Origin of the sequence: Ralstonia flaminis, from assembly GCF_958415495.1 — a bacterium.
In the GTDB taxonomy this organism is placed as follows: domain Bacteria; phylum Pseudomonadota; class Gammaproteobacteria; order Burkholderiales; family Burkholderiaceae; genus Ralstonia; species Ralstonia flaminis.
On record NZ_CATZLL010000004.1, the window covers coordinates 12415 to 31578 of the forward strand.

The 19164-nt window shown below is 62.1% G+C and carries 14 protein-coding genes; 3 read left to right on the forward strand and 11 right to left on the reverse strand.

Annotated features, from left to right (window positions below):
* Positions 1-29: 29 nt before the first annotated feature.
* The 10 genes from R2N11_RS06935 to R2N11_RS06980 all read right to left on the reverse strand — a co-directional run bounded on the left by R2N11_RS06935 (position 30) and on the right by R2N11_RS06980 (position 12089).
* Positions 30-3509 (reverse strand): YadA family autotransporter adhesin, encoded by a 3480-nt coding sequence (locus R2N11_RS06935; RefSeq protein WP_316680601.1) that lies wholly within the window; start codon positions 3507-3509, stop codon positions 30-32.
* 534 nt (positions 3510-4043) lie between these two features.
* Entirely contained in the window at positions 4044-4571 is a 528-nt protein-coding gene (locus tag R2N11_RS06940; RefSeq protein ID WP_316680602.1) for a DUF4019 domain-containing protein, read from the reverse strand.
* Positions 4568-5248, reverse strand: coding sequence for a response regulator transcription factor (locus tag R2N11_RS06945; RefSeq protein WP_199030360.1), 681 nt, complete (start codon positions 5246-5248; stop codon positions 4568-4570). The genes R2N11_RS06940 and R2N11_RS06945 overlap by 4 nt, the downstream gene beginning before the upstream one ends.
* A 677-nt stretch (positions 5249-5925) precedes the next feature.
* Positions 5926-6708, reverse strand: coding sequence for a 1,6-dihydroxycyclohexa-2,4-diene-1-carboxylate dehydrogenase (locus R2N11_RS06950; protein WP_316680603.1), 783 nt, complete (start codon positions 6706-6708; stop codon positions 5926-5928).
* A complete protein-coding gene (gene benC, locus R2N11_RS06955; protein WP_199030358.1) occupies positions 6705-7733 on the reverse strand; it encodes a benzoate 1,2-dioxygenase electron transfer component BenC in 1029 nt (342 codons plus the stop codon). Before benC ends, R2N11_RS06950 begins: the two co-directional genes overlap by 4 nt.
* Positions 7734-7781: 48 nt before the next feature.
* On the reverse strand, positions 7782-8270 hold the full coding sequence (benB, locus tag R2N11_RS06960) for a benzoate 1,2-dioxygenase small subunit (RefSeq protein WP_199030357.1): 489 nt from the start codon (positions 8268-8270) through the stop codon (positions 7782-7784).
* Positions 8267-9625, reverse strand: coding sequence for an SRPBCC family protein (locus tag R2N11_RS06965; protein ID WP_316680604.1), 1359 nt, complete (start codon positions 9623-9625; stop codon positions 8267-8269). The genes benB and R2N11_RS06965 overlap by 4 nt, the downstream gene beginning before the upstream one ends.
* A 28-nt stretch (positions 9626-9653) precedes the next feature.
* The gene (catA, locus tag R2N11_RS06970; RefSeq protein WP_316680605.1) at positions 9654-10589 is read right to left on the reverse strand and encodes a catechol 1,2-dioxygenase; all 936 of its coding nucleotides are present in this window, start codon (positions 10587-10589) and stop codon (positions 9654-9656) included.
* Positions 10590-10643: 54 nt separating this feature from the next.
* Positions 10644-10934 (reverse strand): muconolactone Delta-isomerase, encoded by a 291-nt coding sequence (catC, locus tag R2N11_RS06975; RefSeq protein ID WP_316680606.1) that lies wholly within the window; start codon positions 10932-10934, stop codon positions 10644-10646.
* A gap of 45 nt (positions 10935-10979) precedes the next feature.
* Positions 10980-12089: a muconate/chloromuconate family cycloisomerase gene (locus tag R2N11_RS06980; protein WP_316680607.1), complete on the reverse strand. Its 1110-nt coding sequence runs from the start codon at positions 12087-12089 to the stop codon at positions 10980-10982.
* 110 nt (positions 12090-12199) lie between these two features.
* Here R2N11_RS06980 and R2N11_RS06985 point away from each other — a divergent pair, with 110 nt between their 5' ends.
* The gene (locus R2N11_RS06985) at positions 12200-13111 is read left to right on the forward strand and encodes a LysR family transcriptional regulator (protein ID WP_199030352.1); all 912 of its coding nucleotides are present in this window, start codon (positions 12200-12202) and stop codon (positions 13109-13111) included.
* Between the two features lie 120 nt (positions 13112-13231).
* Entirely contained in the window at positions 13232-16270 is a 3039-nt protein-coding gene (locus tag R2N11_RS06990) for a transglycosylase domain-containing protein (protein WP_316680608.1), read from the forward strand.
* A 276-nt stretch (positions 16271-16546) separates the two neighbouring features.
* Here R2N11_RS06990 and R2N11_RS06995 read toward each other — a convergent pair whose 3' ends face one another.
* The gene (locus R2N11_RS06995) at positions 16547-18100 is read right to left on the reverse strand and encodes an MFS transporter (protein WP_316680609.1); all 1554 of its coding nucleotides are present in this window, start codon (positions 18098-18100) and stop codon (positions 16547-16549) included.
* Between the two features lie 64 nt (positions 18101-18164).
* Between R2N11_RS06995 and R2N11_RS07000 the strand changes: the two genes are divergently transcribed.
* Positions 18165-19130 carry a LysR family transcriptional regulator gene (locus tag R2N11_RS07000; protein ID WP_199026656.1) on the forward strand — a complete coding sequence of 322 codons (966 nt, stop codon included), beginning with the start codon at positions 18165-18167 and terminating at the stop codon, positions 19128-19130.
* Positions 19131-19164: the final 34 nt, after the last annotated feature.

Below are 19164 nucleotides of genomic sequence, written 5' to 3' on the forward strand. Positions count from 1 at the left end.
GAGGAGCTCTGTGGATTGGGTTTTGCGGTTTACCACTGCATTGATGCGCCCATGCCGAATGTCGTGCCATTGCCGGGGCTCGTGCTGACTCCGGCCCGAACCTTGATGTTCTCGGTCACACGGGCAGTGCCACCCACGGCCACGGCCTGATAGCCGTGGTAGAAGCCCGAGCCGATGCCGAGCGAGAGCGTTTTGTCCTTGTCGACGTCGGGGATCATCGTCAGCGCGGTTGCCGCCGCAACCCCGGCATAGGCGTTACGTGCCACGTTGTTGACGTTCTGCTGCAAGCCATTGAGTTGCTGCGTCACGTTGGCATTCGACTGGCCGATCGCGGAGTTGAGCTGGCTCAGGTTGACTGCATCCGTACCCTGCGTGCCGGCAGCAACATTGGTGATCTGCCGCTCGGCTCCGGCTGCCCCCACACTCACGACGTTTGCCCGCCCGCTATCGCTGGAGTTGCTGCCCAACGCAACAGAGTTGTTGCCCGTGCTGACGGCACCGCTGCCAGCAGCAGTGCTATTTGCTCCGGTGGCCAGGGGGGCCGTATAGGTGGTCGGATTGCCGGTGATCCAGGTATTGGCCGCAGCCAGCAGGCCTGACGACACATTGGCCGCTGGCCCCGCCCCCCCACCGACGTTGTTACCCAACCCGCCGCTGCCGTTACCTGCGTTGCCGTACGTTGGCGAAGTCACCGCGCCGGTCGACGTGTTGTAGCTCGAACCGCCCCCAAGGTTGTTTGCCACCGTCGAGCCGAGGCTGTTGACCTTGTCGCTCAGCGCTGTAATGGCCTGATCGGCGGCGCTCAATTGCGAGCCGTTGATTGCATCCGTGCTGCTTGAGTTGATCCGCCCCGCTGCCACATTGGTGATGGTGCGCTCAGCACCCGGCACGCCTACGCTGACTGTGCTGGTCGGGGCACCACCGGCAAACGTGTAGAGCGTTCCGTTGATCGTGGCAGAGGGCGTAGCAACCGTGGCAGCGGTCACGCTGCCAGCGCCCAGTGCAATGTCACCGGCATAGTTGGAGATGGCATTCGGACCGATTGCCACGCTATCTATGCCCAATGCCTGGCTGTCCAGAGCCGTGCTGTTGGCATGGAAGTACTTGATGCCCGTGCTGTTGATTGCGTCCAGCGCCGCACCCACGTTATTGACGGTGGACGTTGTACCGTTGGCGTTACTGACGGTGTAGGTTGGCCCAGTGACCGCTCCGGTCGACGGGTTGATGGATGCCCCGCCGCCCAGACCAGCCACAGCGCTGCCGAGTTGCCCGACGTTCACTGCATCCGTCTGCGCTACGCCGGGGGCCAGGTTGTGCAATGTCACCGGCCCGGTTGCGGCGCCCACCAGTGTCAGGTCTTGCGACGGCGTACCTCCGTTGGGTGTCGTGGGCGAAGACGGATTGCTGTATTGCACCGGCCCCACTCCGCCATTTGCCACGGAACTGACAAGATTGTTGATCGTCTGGTTGGTCGCGTAGAGCTGCGAGCCGTTGACGGCATCCGTGCTGGTAGCAGAAACCTGCCCTTTTGCCACGTTGGTGATGACAGTGTTGGCTGCATTGATGCCCGTAATGGTCAGGCTTGGACCGCTACCACCATTGGTGGTCACTCCTGTCGAGGTGATGCTCGTGCCGCTGGCTGCCGGCCCCACCGTCACGCTGCCTGCCACGTTGACGTTGTTGGCCAGGTTGAAGGTGACGTTGTTGCTTGTCGCTGACTTGCTCACCACGACGTTGCCATCTGTGTTGTTCAGGTCAACGGTTGCCCCCGTCGGACTCGCCGAAGAGACGGCCGTAGCGTTCGCACCCTGCGCGCTGACCTTCCAACCAGCACCTGAGGCTGCCTGCACGGCGGCATTGAGCTGGTTCACGTCAACCGCATCGGTGCCGTTCACGCCCGGCGCGATGTTGGTCACTGCCAGACCGCCGCCATTGATGCCCGTACTCGTCACGCTCGGTCCGCCCGTGATCGTCAGGCCATTGGTGTTCAGCATGCTGTTGCCAGTCGTCACGCTCGTGAACGTCGGCGTCATGCTGGTTGACAGTTCAATGTTGGAACCGTTTTGTGTGATGGCAATGTTGTTGCCTGCGGTGAACGTCGCAGTGCCACCGGGGGGCACATTGGTCACGGAGGTGCCTGTGGCCGTGCCCGTACCGGTTTGCGCCGTGGTTAGGTTCCACCCCATGTTGGCAACCGTATTGACTGCGCCGACGGCCTGATTGGTGGCATACAGTTCCGAGCCATTCACTGCGTCCGTGCTGGTTGCACTGACACGTCCCGCTGCCACATTGGTGATGGTGCGCTCCGCGCCGGATGCGCCGACGCTGACCGTGCTGGTCGGGCCCGTGCCTGCTACGGCATAGGTCACGCCTGCCACGGTCACGCTTGGCGTACTTACGGCGGCCGCCGTGGTGGAACCCGAGCCCAGTGCCACATCCTTCGTAAAGTTGGCGACCGCGCCGTTGCCGAGAGCAAGACTGTTCCCCCCGACGGCGGATGCGGATGTGCCGATCGCCGATGCACCGGCCCCCGCACTCGAAGAGCCAACTCCAATGGCAATTGCACTGCTGCCCGTGGCCGACGCCCCGGCCAAGCCCGCAGTCGTGGACCCCGCCGTACCCGAGCCAATAGCGATAGCGCTTGTGCCGCTGGCCACGGCGCCTGCGCCACCCAAGCCTGCTGCTGCAAAGCCCCCCGCACCGCCATCACCCAGCGCAATCGCGCCCGAGCCAGTTGCCGTGGCACCTGCACCTCCGGTTGCGCCCGCGGCCGAACCACCTGTGCCGCCAGCACCGATCGCGATCACGCCCACACCCGATTTCGCCTGCGCGCCAGCGCCACCCGCAGCGACCCCTCCCGCGCCAGCGGAACCCAGTGCAATTGCCCCCGCCGTCGCGGCCGAAGCGCCACCGCCCACGGCAAACGACGCATCGCCCGCCGCACTGGAGCCAACCGTGCCGTTGCCGCCCAACGCCACCGAGCCGACACCGGACGAAGTAGCGGAGTAGCCCAGCGCAACAGACCCTGTATTTGTGGCGGCAGAAGACTGGCCGATTGCGGTGGACTCGTTGCCGGTTGCCTTGACGCCAGCGGCGTTCGCATGACCGCCGATCCCAATCGCATCCACGCCCGTTGCCACCGCTTGGTCACCAATGGCGACCTGAGAACCGGTGCCGTTCGCATTGGAGGTCGCGCCGATGGCAATCGGCGATGTGCCGCCAGTGGGGTTACTGCTCAACGCTTGGGCGCCCTGGCCGATGGCGATGGCACCGTTCTGATAGGCAATGCCCGACGTACCGGCCTTTGCACTACCGATGGCGATGGCGCCAGCACTCGTTGAGCCGCCCGTAGCGGTCGCGCCGCTGCCGATTGCAACAGAAGCCGCACCCGATGCGCTTGCGGCATTCCCACCGGCACCGCTGCCGATTGCCACTGCTGTGCCCGTCGCCGAGCCAAACGTGCCATTCGTGTATTGCGCATGGGCGGTACCGCTGAGCAGAGCCGCCAACGCCAACACGACGACGGACTTCCTGTGCCGAACCCCACCTGCTTTCAAGACATGTGCACCAACGGTCTTGCCCCGTGTCGTGCCGGTCTTGCCTCCGCCGCGGCATGTCTCAGCCACCACAATCGTCAGGTGTCTAACGTTGCTGTATTTGGTTTTGTAGATCAGGTTCAATTCACTTCCCCAAAAAACGCATTACTCAGAAGCGACGCCAAACAATGCGCCTTTCTGCTTTATTTATTGAATGCCTGCCTGCCGCACGTGACGCGCCTCCGATTAAGCTGGAGTCGATGGCGCTCGCATTCTTGAAACAAATGTAATAAGGGGAAGTTCGCTCAATGCAAAACATCTACAAGCAACTGTAATGCAATGTCAAATCTTAGCAGAGTGACTCACTCTACAGTTTTCTCAAATCAAAAATGTAGAAAAATTGAATAATCGACAGGCGGATTCAGCGACCCGAAAGAGGATACGTTGAGGAATGAGGTACAAAGCGGCACGGTGGCTATCCTTGGCATGTTGGCCGCAGAAATCGCCTCAAGGTGCTGAAGTGTGGCCGCTGGAGGAACGTGGCGATAACGAGAATATTGCTGGTCGCGTAGGGATTTCGTTTGAACCCCTCCGGTCGGAGTCGCCGACAAAATGCCAGCGCTCATCCGACTCCACTCGAAAGCTTAGCAATTTATATGTAATGCCACCCATTTTCAGGTGCGCTGCGTAATCGACATTGGCATAGAGGCCGTCCGGAATATCTCGATCATTCTTATATTCGATACGAACGATGGATGCCCAGCCATAATCCTGTATGCCGCCGCTCCGGTGGGTGGTTTGCATCTGCCGGGCAAACGCCTCTTTGCTAACAGTCGCTCGAACCAATGGGGCGGCCCCCTCCCAGACGGCACCGTATTGCCCCGTCTCCAGCTGGGCGACAACACGATCCGCCAGTTGCAGGATTTCATCGGCGGATGTTCCGGGCGTTGCCTGTACCTGTGCCTGGACCGTCGTCGACATGAGCATGGCCACAGCAAGAAGACCGCTCCGAAAAGCTTGCGCATCATGCGTCATGCGCTCTCCAGTCGGTACCCGGCGCCATACACCGAGATCAGCTTCACGCCGTTTCCTGGATTCAGCCCAAGCTTCAGTCGGATCTGCGAGATGTGGGTGTCCAGCGTACGGGACTCCCCCGCATAGGACTCGCCCCAGATTGCGCTCACAAGATAGTCTCGCGTCAGAAGCTTGCCCTTGCGCGAGAAAAGCTTGTAGGCAAGCTCGTACTCCTTGCTTGTGAGCTTGATTTCCCGACCATCCAGAAAGGCAACACGACGCGCACTATCGAACTTGAATGCCCCCAGCTCAAGCGTACTCTGCGCCTCTTCGCGGTATGACCTTCTCAGAATGGCTTCGATGCGAGCCTCCAGCACCGCGGCGCTGACCGGCTTGATGATGTAGTCATCTGCGCCCTGGCGCAGGGCTGCTACGATTTCCGACTCGAACGCCGCGCTTGTTACAAAAGCGACGGGCGTTCGGTCTTCCTTTTTCTGTCTCAGCCAGAGCAGTATCTCCATCCCTGACATTCTTGGAACATGCCAATCGAGAATCAAGAGATCATAAGACTCGCGCTGCAGATTCTTGAATATCTGCATGCCGTCTGAGAATGAGACAAGGATATGTCCTAGACGGTCAATCACTGATTCCATCAGTGAAAGAAATCCAGGATCGTCTTCCAATACAGCGATCCGCATTGCCACTTCCCCGTTGACTTAGATATCGTTATTTATTTTTGATAATCGATATTATCTACGACACCAGTCAGCCGCTTTCTCGTCTTGGAAAATTTCCCGCTGAAGCGGCATGACAAGGTTAGAAATAGCACGCGCCTCGCGAGGAATTTTAAACAATTGCAAGATCGCTTCGAGCCTGTTCCACCTATGGTCAGGCGACCGTTTCAATCGGGTGGCAGCACAAGCGTTTCGTCGATGGCTCTTTACACAAATGCTCATTCAGTCACTTTCGCGAAGGCGCTTTGAGGTCGGGCCTCATGAGAAACGAGACGAATGGCAGGCGGTGGCTCTACCGAACCATAGGTACCGCTGTGAATAAAAGAAAAATCACAATGTGAATCGACCGTGGATATCACGACCTTGGCAAGGCTTTCGACATTGGGATAGGGCGTGATAGGACATTGCAGGTCTTCAGCGGATAGGCGCCGGCATTTGACAAAGCCTTGCTTTCCTAACAATCGCAATGCTTAACCTGAACGAATCGAACTGCTGCCCCCCTTAGCCGTTCGGTTCCCCGTCGCATGAATGTCCATTCATGCCACGTTGTGCAGCGCCAAGCGGCGTGTCCGCTTGGCGTTTTTTTTGCCCTCCCCTCATCACTTGCTTGCCAACGCCGTGAGGGGAAAGTGCAGCCCTGGCTAGCCCAAGTCTCCACCGCCAACCGGCAGCACCGTCCCGGTGATGTACGAGGCCTCGTCCGAAGCCAGAAATAGAATCGCCCGCACCTGCTCGTCGATCGTGCCGTAGCGGTGCATCAGGCTGCTGGCAATGGTTTGGTCGACGATGCCCTGGTACCAAGTGGTTTCCTGCTCCGACAGGGGCGCCGTATTGCGCAGGATCTTGCGCGGCGGCGCTTCCGTACCGCCGGTGGCAACGGCGTTCACGCGGATGTTGTCGTCCGCATGCTCAAGCGCCAAGCTGGCCGTGAGCGCATTCACGCCGCCCTTGGCTGCCGAATACGGAATCCTGTAGATGCCGCGCGTGGCAATGGATGACACGTTCACGATCACGCCCTGCTTGCGCTCCACCATGTGCGGCAGCACGGCGCGACAGCACCACAGCGTTGGAAACAGCGAGCGGCGAATCTCCGCTTCGATCTGCGCCTCTTCATAGTGCTGGTACGGCTTTGCCCAGATCGTGCCACCGACGTTGTTGATGAGCACGTCGATGCGGCTGAAGGTGTCGAGTGCGGTCTGCACGGCATGCTGGGCGCCTGCATAGGTTTCCAGATCCGCGGTGGTGGCGTGGGCCTGGCCGCCGGCTGCGGCAATTTCCGCCTGCACTTCGTAGATCAGCTCTGCGCGGTCCACCAGCAGCACCTGGGCTCCCTCTTCCGCTGCGGCCATCGCAACGCCGCGCCCGATGCCTTGCGCCGCGCCGGTCACGATCACGGCCCTGTCTGAGAATCGTTGCATGCTCATGCCGCCTTTGCATTCGGTGTGGCGTTGGGCGTGAACTTCTCGTAGTGAAAGCTGTTGGGCTTCACGCCTGCGTCGTCAAAGTAGGTGCGCACGGCATCCACCATCGGCGGCGGTCCGCAGAGATAGACATCCACGTCGCCATCGTTCAGCGCGTTGGCTGGAATGTGCTGCGTCACCCAACCCTTGCGCGGATGGCTCGAAGCGGCGTCGGCCACGACGGTGGCGTAGCTGAAGTTCGGCAGCCGCGCCGCATAGGCCTCGATCGCGTCGACCTGCACCAGATCGAGGTCACGGGTCACGCCATAGATCAGATGCACCTGCTGCTGCGCATGGCTGCGCGCCAGCACCTCAAGCATCGACAGGAACGGCGCGAGACCCGTGCCGCCGGCCAGGAACAACAGCGGCCGCTGCACATCACGCAGATAGAAGCTGCCCAGTGGGCCTTGCAGATCGAGCTTGTCACCCGGCTGCGCGGCTTCGAGCCAGTTGCTCATCACGCCGCCGGGAATCTTCTTGATCAGGAAACTGACCTTCGCTTCGCCGGGTGCCGATGAGAACGAATACGAGCGGTGTTGGCCGCTCCCAGGCACCCCGATGTTGACGTACTGGCCAGGCAGGAACACCGGCGCCGTGGCATCCACATCCAGTTCGAGCACGACGGCGGCATCGTTGTGCAGCTCGACTTTGGACAGGGTTGCGCCAAAGCTGCTCTGCCCGGTCTTGCACGTGGTCGACGTGGTTGGCACCGCGATCACGCAATCGCTTTGCGGCACCATCTGGCACGTCAGGACGAGGCCGGTGTTCTTCTCGTCTTCGGTCAGTGCGTCCTCGATGTAGTCGTCACCGAGGTCGTAGCTGCCGCTCTCTGCGCGGCACTTGCAGGTTCCGCACACGCCATCGGAGCAATCCATCGGCAGGTTGATCTTGGCGCGGAAGGCGGCATCGAGCACCTTCTCCCCCGCTTTGCAATCGATGAACCGCGTGACGCCGTCCTCGAAATTCAGTGCAACTGTGAAACTGGACATGGGATACCTCCACTGCCTCTTGTGCGTGCGCTGTGCCCGGACCAGAGGTCAAACGTGATAGACGTCGAGCACCTGCCGGATGTAGTCGTTCTTCAGGACGATCTTTTTGGATGCGATCAGGAAGCCATCACCGGACTTGCGCAAGGTGACGAACATCGTGCCGAAGAAGTGGTCGGTGGCCTTGTAGCGGTGGCACAGCGTGTGGAAGTTGTAGCGCACGTCAACGGCATCGTCGCGCTCGGTCATGACTTCCACGTTGGTGATGCTGTGGCTGGTTCTCGGCTCCGGCGTTGAAGCACCACTGCGCTCGGTCTTGATGCGGAAGACGCGATCTTCCAGCCCACAGCGATCGGGGTAGTACATCAACGAGATCTGGCTCTGCGGATCGTCGGTCAATTGATCGTCGTCATCCCATGCCGGCATCCAGTACGTGACGTCTTCTGCGTAGCACGCCAACCATGCATCCCACTGGCGGTCGTCGAGCAAGCGCGCCTCGCGGTAAAGCGCCGCGCAGATGTTCTGGTAATCGGTGTTCATGCCGGCACCTCTTCACCTTCCTTCTGCAATGCGTCGCGCATAACCTGCACCCAGTATTCGTGCTGGCAGACGAACAAGCCTTCGTCTTCACTGCGCTCGCCCGAGATGAGCGGCTTCAAGCCCATCTTCGTAGCGTTCTCGTCCGGGCCGCGCACCCACAGCGGCGCGCCGCGCGACAGGTCGTTCCACAGGGCGGTCGTGCCGGCATAGCCGTTCTGACAGGCGCGGAATTCCTCCAGGTCGTCTGCGGTACCCATGCCGGTGACGTTGAAGAAATCCTCGTACTGGCGGATGCGCGTTGCACGATCGGTGGCGCTCTCGCCCTTTGGCGCGAAGCAGAAGATTGAGACTTCTGTCTTGTCGACGCTGATCGGCCGTACCACGCGAATCTGCGTGCTGAACTGGTCCATCAGGAACACGTTCGGATACAGGCACAGGTTGCGGGTCTGATTGACGATGAAGTCCGTCTGGGTTTCGCCCACGCGTGCCTGGATTTCCTCACGGTGCGCATAGACCGGCCGCACTTCCGGGTTCATCGTCTGGGTCCACAGCAGGATGTGGCCGTTCTCGAAGCCGTAGACGCCCGCGACCGACTTGCTCCAGCTGTTCGCATCCACGGCCTGGGTGCCGCCTTCCTTGCGTCGGCCCATCGTCGCGGCGTAGTTCCAGTGCACGGTGCTCACGTGGTAGCCGTCGCAGCCGTTCTCCATCTGCATCTTCCAGTTGCCTTCGTAGATGTAGGACGAGTTGCCGCGCAGCACTTCGAGCCCGTTCGGCGCCTGATCGACGATCTGGTCGATGATCACGCGGGCTTCGCCAAGGTAGGTTTCGAGCGGCTGCACATCGGCATTGAGACTGCCGAACAGGAAGCCGCGATAGCTCTGAAACCGCGCGACCTTCCGCAGGTCATGCGAGCCATGCGTGTTGAACTGGACCGGGTACTCGGTGGTCTTTTCGTCCTTCACCTTGAGCAGCTTGCCGGTGTTGGAGAACGTCCAGCCATGGAACGGGCACGTGAAGCTGCCCTTGTTGCCGTGCTTGCGGCGGCACAGCATGGCACCCTTGTGTGCGCAGGCATTGATGACGGCGTTCAGCTCACCGGTCTTGTCGCGAGTGATGACGATCGGCTGGCGCCCAATCCACGTGGTGTAGTAATCGTTGTTGTTCGGAATCTGGCTTTCGTGCGCCAGGTAGACCCAGTTGTTCTCGAAGATGTGCTTCATCTCCAGTTCGAACAGGTCCGGGTTGGTAAAGATGTCGCGGCGGCAGCGGAAAATACCCGCCTCTTCGTCATCCACCACCGCGGTTGACAGCAGGTGATCCAGTTCGTTGGCTTTGTCGATCAAGGCGGACATGGTCTTCTCCACGTTGAGGCGTCGGGTCTCAGGCCTCGGCCGAAGCACGCAGGCGGTTCACGCGCTGGTTGTCCTTGCCCTGCACCAGCGGCGTCAGGACGACGTTGAACTCGATGTCCTTGTACGCATCGGTCTTCAGATCGAGTGCGGCGCCGCCGGTTTTTTCAACCACGGGCGGAATCAGCTCTTCGCGAGTGGCGTAGGCGAAGTCGTCCCAGATCAGCGGATCGCCTTCGATGTTGAATTGCGTCGTCAGCTTGCGGTGGCCGTCGCTGGAGACGAAGAAATGCACGTGCGCCGGACGATTGCCATGGCGGGCAAGCCCGTTCAGCAGTTGCTGGGTCGCACCCTGCGGCGGGCAACCGTAACCCACCGGCATGAGAGTGCGGAATTCATACTTGCCATCGGCGCCGGTCCGGACTGCGCCGCGCAAGTTGAACGGGCTCTGCTCACCGGTTGGATCAAAGTGCGAGTAGAAGCCGCTGGAGTTCGCGTGCCAGCACTCGACCAGCGCACCGGCCACCGGCTTGTTGTCCGGGCCGGTCACCGTGCCGTGGATGATCAGCGGGCCCGCAGCTGGGTCCGGATCGATGTCGATGCGGGATACACCATCGCGCACCGTTGCGCCTGCAACGTACAGGGGGCCTTCGATCGTGCGCGGCGTGCCACCGTTGAGGCCAAGCGCCGCGTCCGCAGCATCCATGCGGATGTCGAGGTACTTCTCCAGGCCCAAGCCGGCAGCGAGCAGTGCCGCCTCGCCGTCCTGGCCGAGCTTGTTCAGGTAGTTGATGCCCGCCCAGACTTCATCCGGCGTGATGTCGAGATCATCGATGGCCTTGAACAGGTCGGCCAGCAGACGGTGGGTGATCTGCTTCAGGCGGGCATTGCCCTGATTGCCATCCAGGTTGGTGGCGGCCTTCAGCAGGTCCTGCACTTCTTTCGTTTGGAATACGTGCGCGGTCATGATGGGTGTCTCCATTGGGTTCTTTTGGGGAAATGTCCGGGCGATCTTTCAGACTCAGGCGTCGTCGGTGTGAATTGACGACGGGTGGCGGCACAGCGGTGTCACGGCAATCTGCATGTACGGAAACAGCGGCAACGCCGTCAGGATGTCGTGCAGCTCGGCATTGCTGTGCACGTCGAAGACGCTGACGTTCGCGTACTCGCCAACGAGGCGCCAGATGTGGCGCCATTTGCCACTGCGCTGCAGGTCCTGCGAGTAGGCCTTCTCGCGCGCCTTGATCTCGTTCGCGACATCGGCGGGCATGTCGGCCGGCAGGTGAACATCCATGCGGACGTGGAACAGCATCGTGGTCTCCTTGGTGGGTTGTCTTGGTTGGGGTTGTTCTTGTTCTTATTGCCGGCGCAGTCGATCGAGCTTGTCGCGGTCGATCTGGATGCCCAGGCCGGGGCCGGTAGGCACCTGCAACATGAAATCGCGGTACTGCAGCGGCTCGGTCAGCAGTTCTTGCGTGAGCAGCAATGGGCCGAACAGCTCGGTGCCGAACTGCAGATCGCCAAAGGTGGAGAACACATGCGCGGATGCCGCCGTGCCGACTGCACCTTCGAGCATCGTTCCGCCGTACAGGCTGATGCCGGCAAGCTGCGCGATGGCCGCCACCTGCATGGCCGGGACTAGGCCGCCGGATTGCGCGATCTTCACGGCGAAGACATCGGCGCTGGCGCTGCGGGCCAGCTCAAACGCATCCAGCGGACCGTGCAGCGCTTCGTCGGCCATCATCGGCACGGCGAATTGGCGGGCGAGGCGTTCCAGCGCGGCGCGGTTCTCGGCGCGCACGGGTTGCTCGATCAGGTCGATGCCGCCGGCTTGCAATGCAGCGATGCCGTTGGCGGCGTCGAGTTCGCTCCAGGCCTGGTTGACGTCCACACGCACGCTGACCGCATCCCCCAGTGCGCGCTTGATCGCCAGCACGTGGGCCACGTCGTCGGCCACTGGGCGCAGGCCGATCTTCAGCTTGAAGATACGGTGGCGGCGCTCGGCCAGCATCGCCTCTGCCTCGGCAATGTCCTTCTTCGTGTCGCCGCTGGCGAGCGTCCAGGCCACCGGTAGCGCATCACGCAGCCGGCCGCCGAGCAGTTCCGACAGCGGCACGTTCAGCCGGCGCGCCTGCGCATCGAGCAGCGCCGTTTCCAGCGCGCATTTCGCAAAGCGGTTGCCCTGGATGGTCTTGCGCACGCGTGCCATGGCAGCCGCCACGTTGCGCGCATCCATGCCGATCAGCAGCGGCGCAATATGCGTATCGATGTTGACTTTGATGCTCTCGGGGCTTTCTTCGCCGTAGTTCAGGCCACCGATGGTGGTCGCTTCGCCCCAGCCTTCGATGCCGTCTTCGCAGCACACGTGCACGAGAACCAGCGTCTGGGTGTGCATGGTGGCGACAGAGAGCTTGTGCGGACGGATGGTGGGCACATCCACTAGAATGGCCTCGATCGAGCGAATCATGTTTTCCAGGTATCAGAGTGATGGTGATCAACTTGGAAACCAGATTACGCAGTGCGATTTATTGCGTCCAACACCGATTTAGTATCAGTTTCATACCTATAAGGTTGGATATGGAGTTACGCCACCTGCGCTACTTCGTCGCCGTTGCCGAAGAGCTGAACTTCACACGCGCGGCCGAGCGTCTGCATATCGCGCAACCGCCCCTGAGCCGCCAGATCCAGCAGTTGGAAGAGGAGATCGGCGTGCTGCTGTTCGAGCGCGGCAGCCGCCCGCTCAAGCTGACGGAAGCCGGCCGCTTCTTCCACGCGCATGCACGGCAGTTACTGGCGCAGACAGCCGAGCTGGCCTCGATGACGCAGCGCGTCGGGCAGATCGAGCGCCGCATGTCGATCGGCTTCGTCGCCTCAACCCTGTACGGGATGCTGCCGAAGGTCATCCGGCGCTTTCGAGCGGAGTACCCGATGGTCGATCTGTCCATGCACGAGATGACCACCATGGACCAGATCCAGGCACTCAAGGATGGCCGGATCGACGTGGGCTTCGGTCGCATCCGTTATGAAGACCCGAACGTGCGCCGCATCCTGCTGCGCGATGAGCGCCTGATCGTTGCCCTGCCCTCGGGGCACGCGTTGCTTGACGCCAAGCCGGCGGTCTCTCTGCGCGATCTGGTGGGCGAAACGCTCATCATTTACCCCCGCGCGCCGCGCCCGAGCTATGCCGACCAAGTGCTCGCGCTCTTCCACGACCGCGCCCTGGAGCCGGCCAGGATTTACGAGGCACGGGAGTTGCAAATCGCCCTGGGGCTGGTGGCGGCAGGCGAAGGCGTGTCGGTGGTGCCGCGCAGCGTGGCCGGTTTGCAGCGCGAAGATGTCAGTTATATGGAACTGGACGACCCGCAGCTGGTCTCGCCCATTATCTTCAGCACGCGTCTGCTGGATGAGTCGGAAGACATCCAGGCCATGCTGAACCTGACCTACCGGCTGTACGAAGAGCAGAAGATTCCGCACTACCGGCCGACGTAAGCCTTGCAATACGGGCGCGCAAAGTTACACACGCGCAGGCACGTCGGCGGACTGGACACGACGGCCGCATGGGCTAGATTGGAGTGAAGCGCCCGTCTGCCTGCGATTGGAGCGTAGCGAGTGAAAAGAATACGCCGCCCCGTCAAGTTGTTGGCCCTGATTGCCGCGCCACTCCTGCTGCTTGCGGTGGCTGCTTGGCTTGTCTCCAGCGAGCTGAAGACCTCCGCGTGGCAGGCCAGCTACCTCGCCCGTCTCGGCAAGTCGCAAACCTTTCCTGTCAAGCCGGGGCCCAACGCCTCCGCGCGCTACCCGAACTCTGGCCCGTACGACGAGCGCCTCGGTTATCACCAGCTCTCCACGTTTCTGGATCGCCTGCACGCGCGCGGCTATATCGTCGCCCAGCAGGCCGTGCCGTCAAACGACATGCTCTCGCTCATGGAGCGCGGCCTGAATGCCCCGTACCACGAAAAAGATCAGGCCGGCCTGGAACTGCTCGACGATGACGGCCGCCCGATCTACCACGTGCGCCACCCCGAACGCATCTACGACCGCTTTGACGCCGTTCCGCCGCTGCTGGTCAATTCGCTGCTCGGGATTGAGAACCGCACCCTGCTCCAAACCGAATATCCCAAGCGCAACCCCGCCGTTGAGTGGACCCGCCTGGCGCGCGCCGTGTGGGACCGCGCCGTGCGCATGGCCGATTCGGAGCATGAATCCCCTGGCGGCAGCACGCTCGCCACGCAAATCGAAAAGTACCGCCACTCGCCCGAGGGCCGCACTGATTCCCCCAGCGAGAAGCTGCGGCAGATGGCCTCCGCCTCGGTACGCGCCTATCTGAACGGCGAAGACACCACGGCCACACGTCACCAACTCGCCGTTACGTACTTGAACACCGTGCCGCTGGGCGCGCGCGCTGGCTTTGGTGAAATCCAAGGCATTGGCGATGCTCTGTGGGTCTGGTACGGGCGCGACTTTGTGGAGGTGAACAAACTGCTAGCGCCAGACTCGACTGCGCCGGTGGCCGCCCGTGCGCTCGCGTACAAGGAGGCCCTGAGCCTGCTGGTATCGCAGCGGCGGCCGTCGTACTACCAGGAGAATCTTGACGAGCTCGAATCGCTGACGAACGCCTACCTGCGCATCCTGGCCACGGCAGGCGTCGTTCCGGCGGACCTGCGTGATTCAGCACTCGCACAATCGCTCAAGCAGCAGGCCCAGCGCGTGCGCCCACCCGCCGCACCCATCGAGCACAAAGGCACCAACGCCGTGCGCGTCAACCTGGCAGGCATGCTGGGGGTGCCGCGCATGTATGCACTCGACCGGCTGGACCTGACGGCCAGCAGCACGCTCGACGCGCCGCTGCAGCACGAGATCACCACCGAGCTGCGCAAGCTGCAAGACCCAGCACGTGCCAAGGCCGCCGGCCTCGTCGGCGACAAGATGCTCGAACACGGCGACCCGCGCGGCGTCACCTACAGCTTCACGCTCTATGAACGCGCGCCCGGCGGCAACCGCGTGCTGGTGCAGGCCGATACCTTCGACCAGCCGTTCGATATCAACGAAGGCGTGAAGCTGGATCTGGGCTCCACCGCCAAGCTGCGCACGCTGGTGACCTATCTGGAGATCGTGGCGGAACTGCATCAGCGCTATGTCGACCAGACGCCTGCCATGCTGCGCAAACTCAATATCCCCCCGCAGAACCCGATCGAGCGATGGGCCGTCGATTACCTCGCCCATGCGCAGGACCGCTCGCTGAACGCCATGCTGGAGGCATCGATGGAGCGCAAATACTCCGGCAACGCCGGTGAATGGTTTGCCACCGGCGGCGGCATGCAGAGTTTCGAGAATTTCGAGAAATGGGAAGGCACGCAGTTTTTCACGGTGCGCGAGGGGCTCAAGCACTCCGTCAACCTCGTGTTCGTGCGGATCATGCGCGACATCTCGCGCTATTTTCAGCACCAGTTGCCCAGCGCCGGCGCAGAGGCACTGGAGGACACGGATTCCCCCCAACGGCAGGTCTACCTGCAGCGCTTTGCCGACCGCGAAGGCAAGCTGTTCATGGGTCGCTTCTATAAGAAATACCGGGGCAAGACTGCCGAAGAGCAGGAAGACACGCTCGTGCAGAGCACGCATGCGACCCCAGTGCGACTGGCCACGATCTTCCGCAGCATCAACCCGCAAGCCGGGCCCGACAAGCTGGCCGCATTCATTCGTGCCTATCTGCCGGGCGCCAAGCTGGATGCGGTGACGCTCGCCAAGCTCTACAACAACTATTCGGTCCAGCGCTTCGACCTGGCGGACCGCGGCTACATCGCACGGCTGCATCCGCTGGAGCTGTGGCTGGTGGCGTACCTGCGCGAGCATCCGCAGGCGACGCTGGCGCAGGTCAACCAAGACAGCGCGGCCGAGCGGCAGGCGGTCTACAAGTGGCTGCTGCAATCCCACCGCAAGGGCGCGCAGGACAAGCGCATCAAGCAGTTGCTGGAGATCGAGGCGTTCCAGTCCATCCACACGATGTGGAAGCGGCTCGGGTATCCGTTTGAATCGCTGGTGCCCTCATATGGCACAGCCATCGGTGCCTCGGCAGATCGCCCCGCCGCACTGGCAGAGTTGATGGGCATTATCGAAAACGACGGCGTACGCCTACCCAGCGTACGCATCGACCGCCTGCGCTTTGCCGCCAATACCCCGTACGAAGTGCTGCTGTGCCGCGACCCAAGCGCCGGTGAGCGCGTACTGCCGCCCGAGATTCCACGCATCGTCAAAGCCGCGCTGGCCGGCGTGGTGCAAGGCGGCACCGCCAAGCGCATCGATGGCACCTTTGTCGACGCAAACGGCAAACCCATCACCGTGGGCGGCAAGACCGGCACCGGCGACAACCGCTTCAAGACCTTCAGCCGCGGCGGCGGGCTGATTTCCGAGCGCGTGGTCAGCCGCTCAGGCGCCTTCGTCTTCTATCTTGGCGATCGCTACTTTGGCACCGTAGTCGCCTACGTGGCCGGCGCAGATGCGGCCAAGTACAAGTTCACCAGCGCACTGACGGTACAAGTACTCAAGGTGCTGGCCCCCACCCTGATGGGCTACCTGGATCTGGCCGACGCAGCGCCCGCGTTCAACTGCAAGGTGCCGCAAGCCACCGCGCAAGAGCAAAAACTGGATTGATCTCCGCCAAGCACACTCAGCGTCAGCACATGCCCCCAGACGGTGTGGCCGTACCCCTGCCCTAGATGGCGCCTTGAATTTGTGTAAGCGGGCGGAAAAAAGACGGGGAACTGTCTGAGCGAAGCGAGTTTTCCCCGTCTCCGCCCGGTTACACAAATTCAAGGGATGGGTCGCCATCTCGGGCGCGCCTTTCTTTGCTTACTTTCTTTGGCAAGACAAAGAAAGTGAGTCAGCCCCGGCAGGGGATGAAACAAGGGACGCACCAGCAACACAAACTCAGCGCAAATGCCGCTGCAACCAAATCGCCCCAGCACACACCAACGCAACCACCGCCCCCCAGGCAAAAAGGTCTCCCACAGCCAGCAACGTCGCCTGCCGATCAATCTCAGCAGAAATCCGCACCAACTCAATCCCCTGCAACGGATGCGGCCACTGCCAGGCAGGTGTGAGCGCACTCACATGCCCCACCAGATCCGTCCGATGCTGCGCCTGCCCCCGTTGCAGCAGCAGCGTGGCCCCCATCGTCCCGAAGGCCTGCGCCCAGGCCCGCATGATCCCCTTGAACTGATATGCATGGCCGAAATCCCTGGCCGGCAGATCCACGTACGTCAGCCCCGCCACCTGGATCACCACAAACATCCCAACCATGCCTTCGATCATGAAGGCCGGCGCCACCGCCGCCACGCCCGCACCCGGCATCGCCACATGCGACATCCACAGCAGCGCCGTGGCCATCAGCACAAAGCCGATAGAGATCAGCACGCGCTTGGGCGGCAGTACGTTGGTCAACTGGAAGTTCAGGAAGCCCAGCACCACCGTCACCAGCCCACCCAGGCTGATGAGCTGCGCAGTGGTTTCATAGCGAAACCCCAGGCCGTTCTGTAGCAGGCTCGATGAGAGAAAGCTCCACGCGCTGGCAAACATGTAATAGATGGCGTAGAAGACCATCCCCATCATGAAGCGGCGTTGCAGCGTGGCACGCAAGTCCACCCACGGCAGCGGGTGCCCGGTCTGGCGGATGCCGACCCAGATGATGAGCGCCACCACGGCAATGATCGGCACCACCTGCGCGGGCGAGCCATCCGGGTGCACGAAGCGCGCCTGCTGAAACCCGTGCAGCGCAATCAGCGCAGCCAGCCCGAACGCAATGGCAGACGGCCAGTCAAGCGAAGCGAAGTCGCCCTTGCGCTCATGCATTTTCGGGTGCGGGTAGAACGCCGCCACCAGAACGCACACCACCACAGCCACCAGCAACTGTGCAACGAAGGTGGCGCGCCAGCCAAACTGCTCGTTCAGCGCCGCCGACAGGATCGGCGACACGCAACTCAGCCCGAAGATGCCGTAGATCATCCCCTTCATCATCGTGCGGCGTTCATGCGCCGGGCTGTGCTGTACAAAGATGCGCGACGTGGAGAGCATCGGCCCGCCGCCAAACCCCTGCACGGCCCGACCAACGATCAGCATCGTGCCGCCCTCGGCTGCCGCGCACATCAGCGTGCCGACGATGAACACCCCCAGAGACAGCAGCGTGTGCTTGCGGTACGTCATGTGATCGGCCAGCCGGCCCATCACCAGAATCGCCAGGCTGGCCGCTGCCGCATAGGCCGTCACCGCCCACAGATACACATCCTGTGACGCCAGCACCCCGCCTTCGATATGCGGCCCCGCAATCGAAAACATCAGGTTGGACATGTAATCCACGCCCGTCGCCAGGCCGATCACCATGCCCACCATGCGCAACTCCATCCGGCTGCCGACAGTCGACTCAGCAGCCGGGCGACGTGGCGCGGGGGTGGGAGAAACCATGTGGTCTGTGCTTGGCGTGTTCATGCTGGGATGGTAATTTGCCTGAAAACCGGCGGAAACCGCCATCCCGCAAATTCATTGTTCAATTATGCGAACGACGGACTGGAACGACTGGGACACTTTCTGCACCGTGGCCACCCTTGGCAGCTTCACGCGTGCGGCTGACCGGCTGGGGCTGCCCAAGTCATCGGTCAGCACAGCCGTGTCACGGCTGGAGGGCAAACTGGGCGTACGCCTGTTCGAGCGTAGTACGCGCCGCCTGCGTCTGACCGATGCAGGCGAGGCCCTGCTGCGCGATGCCGGCCCATTGTTCCAGCGGCTACGCGAAGTCTCGGAAGATGCGGCGGCGACGTTTCAGTCGCCGGCGGGCACCCTGCGCATTGCCATGCCATATGAATTTGCCGCCCGACAATTTGCCGAGGTTGTGCTGGAAGTCATGCGCGAGCACACGGGCCTGCGCATCGAGGTGGATGTGGCCCCGCGCCAGATCGACCCGCTTGCCCAGGGCTACGACATCATGCTGACCGTGCCACGCGGACCGCTGCCCGATTCCGGCCTGGTCGCCCAGCGCGTATTCGACCTGCGGCGCGCGGTGGTGGTCGCCCCGCAATTGCTGGAGCGCCTGGGCCCGCTCACCCACCCGGATCAGCTGGCCGACTGGCCCTGCCTCGGTGTCTCGAACGAATCCGAATGGCAGTTCCGCACGCCCGGCGGCGAGACCATCAACCTGCCGCTGGACTTCCGCATGCGCACCTCCAACAGCGAGTTGCGCATGCAGGCCGCCATTGCCGGCCTGGGTGTCGCGCGCATCACGTCCGTATTCGCCACCGACCTGATTGCTTCGGGTGCGCTGCAAGAGGTCTTGACCCATTTCCAATCCCCGCCGATGCGGGTGTACGCCGTCTTCCCGGGCCGCCGCCTGATGCCGGCCAAGGTGAAGGTGTTCATGGACGCCTTGCACCGCCGCATCGAGCGCTCCCGCCAGCATGCCGACGTCCGGCCTACCTTCGTTGACGAAACGACACCGCCGTGGCCGCCAGAATCCCTGCTCTGATCCCAAGACGCTTTCCTCTAGATACACATACGAC

Coding starts and splice junctions, on each gene's coding strand:
- catA (WP_316680605.1), bottom strand. CDS start 10,589: ATGACCGCGCACGTATTCCAAACGAAAGAAGTGCAGGACCTGCTGAAG.
- benB (WP_199030357.1), bottom strand. CDS start 8,270: ATGAACACCGATTACCAGAACATCTGCGCGGCGCTTTACCGCGAGGCG.
- R2N11_RS06965 (WP_316680604.1), bottom strand. CDS start 9,625: ATGTCCGCCTTGATCGACAAAGCCAACGAACTGGATCACCTGCTGTCA.
- R2N11_RS06945 (WP_199030360.1), bottom strand. CDS start 5,248: ATGCGGATCGCTGTATTGGAAGACGATCCTGGATTTCTTTCACTGATG.
- R2N11_RS06940 (WP_316680602.1), bottom strand. CDS start 4,571: ATGACGCATGATGCGCAAGCTTTTCGGAGCGGTCTTCTTGCTGTGGCC.
- benC (WP_199030358.1), bottom strand. CDS start 7,733: ATGTCCAGTTTCACAGTTGCACTGAATTTCGAGGACGGCGTCACGCGG.
- R2N11_RS06950 (WP_316680603.1), bottom strand. CDS start 6,708: ATGAGCATGCAACGATTCTCAGACAGGGCCGTGATCGTGACCGGCGCG.
- R2N11_RS07000 (WP_199026656.1), top strand. CDS start 18,165: ATGCGAACGACGGACTGGAACGACTGGGACACTTTCTGCACCGTGGCC.
- R2N11_RS06980 (WP_316680607.1), bottom strand. CDS start 12,089: ATGATTCGCTCGATCGAGGCCATTCTAGTGGATGTGCCCACCATCCGT.
- R2N11_RS06995 (WP_316680609.1), bottom strand. CDS start 18,100: ATGAACACGCCAAGCACAGACCACATGGTTTCTCCCACCCCCGCGCCA.
- R2N11_RS06985 (WP_199030352.1), top strand. CDS start 12,200: ATGGAGTTACGCCACCTGCGCTACTTCGTCGCCGTTGCCGAAGAGCTG.
- catC (WP_316680606.1), bottom strand. CDS start 10,934: ATGCTGTTCCACGTCCGCATGGATGTTCACCTGCCGGCCGACATGCCC.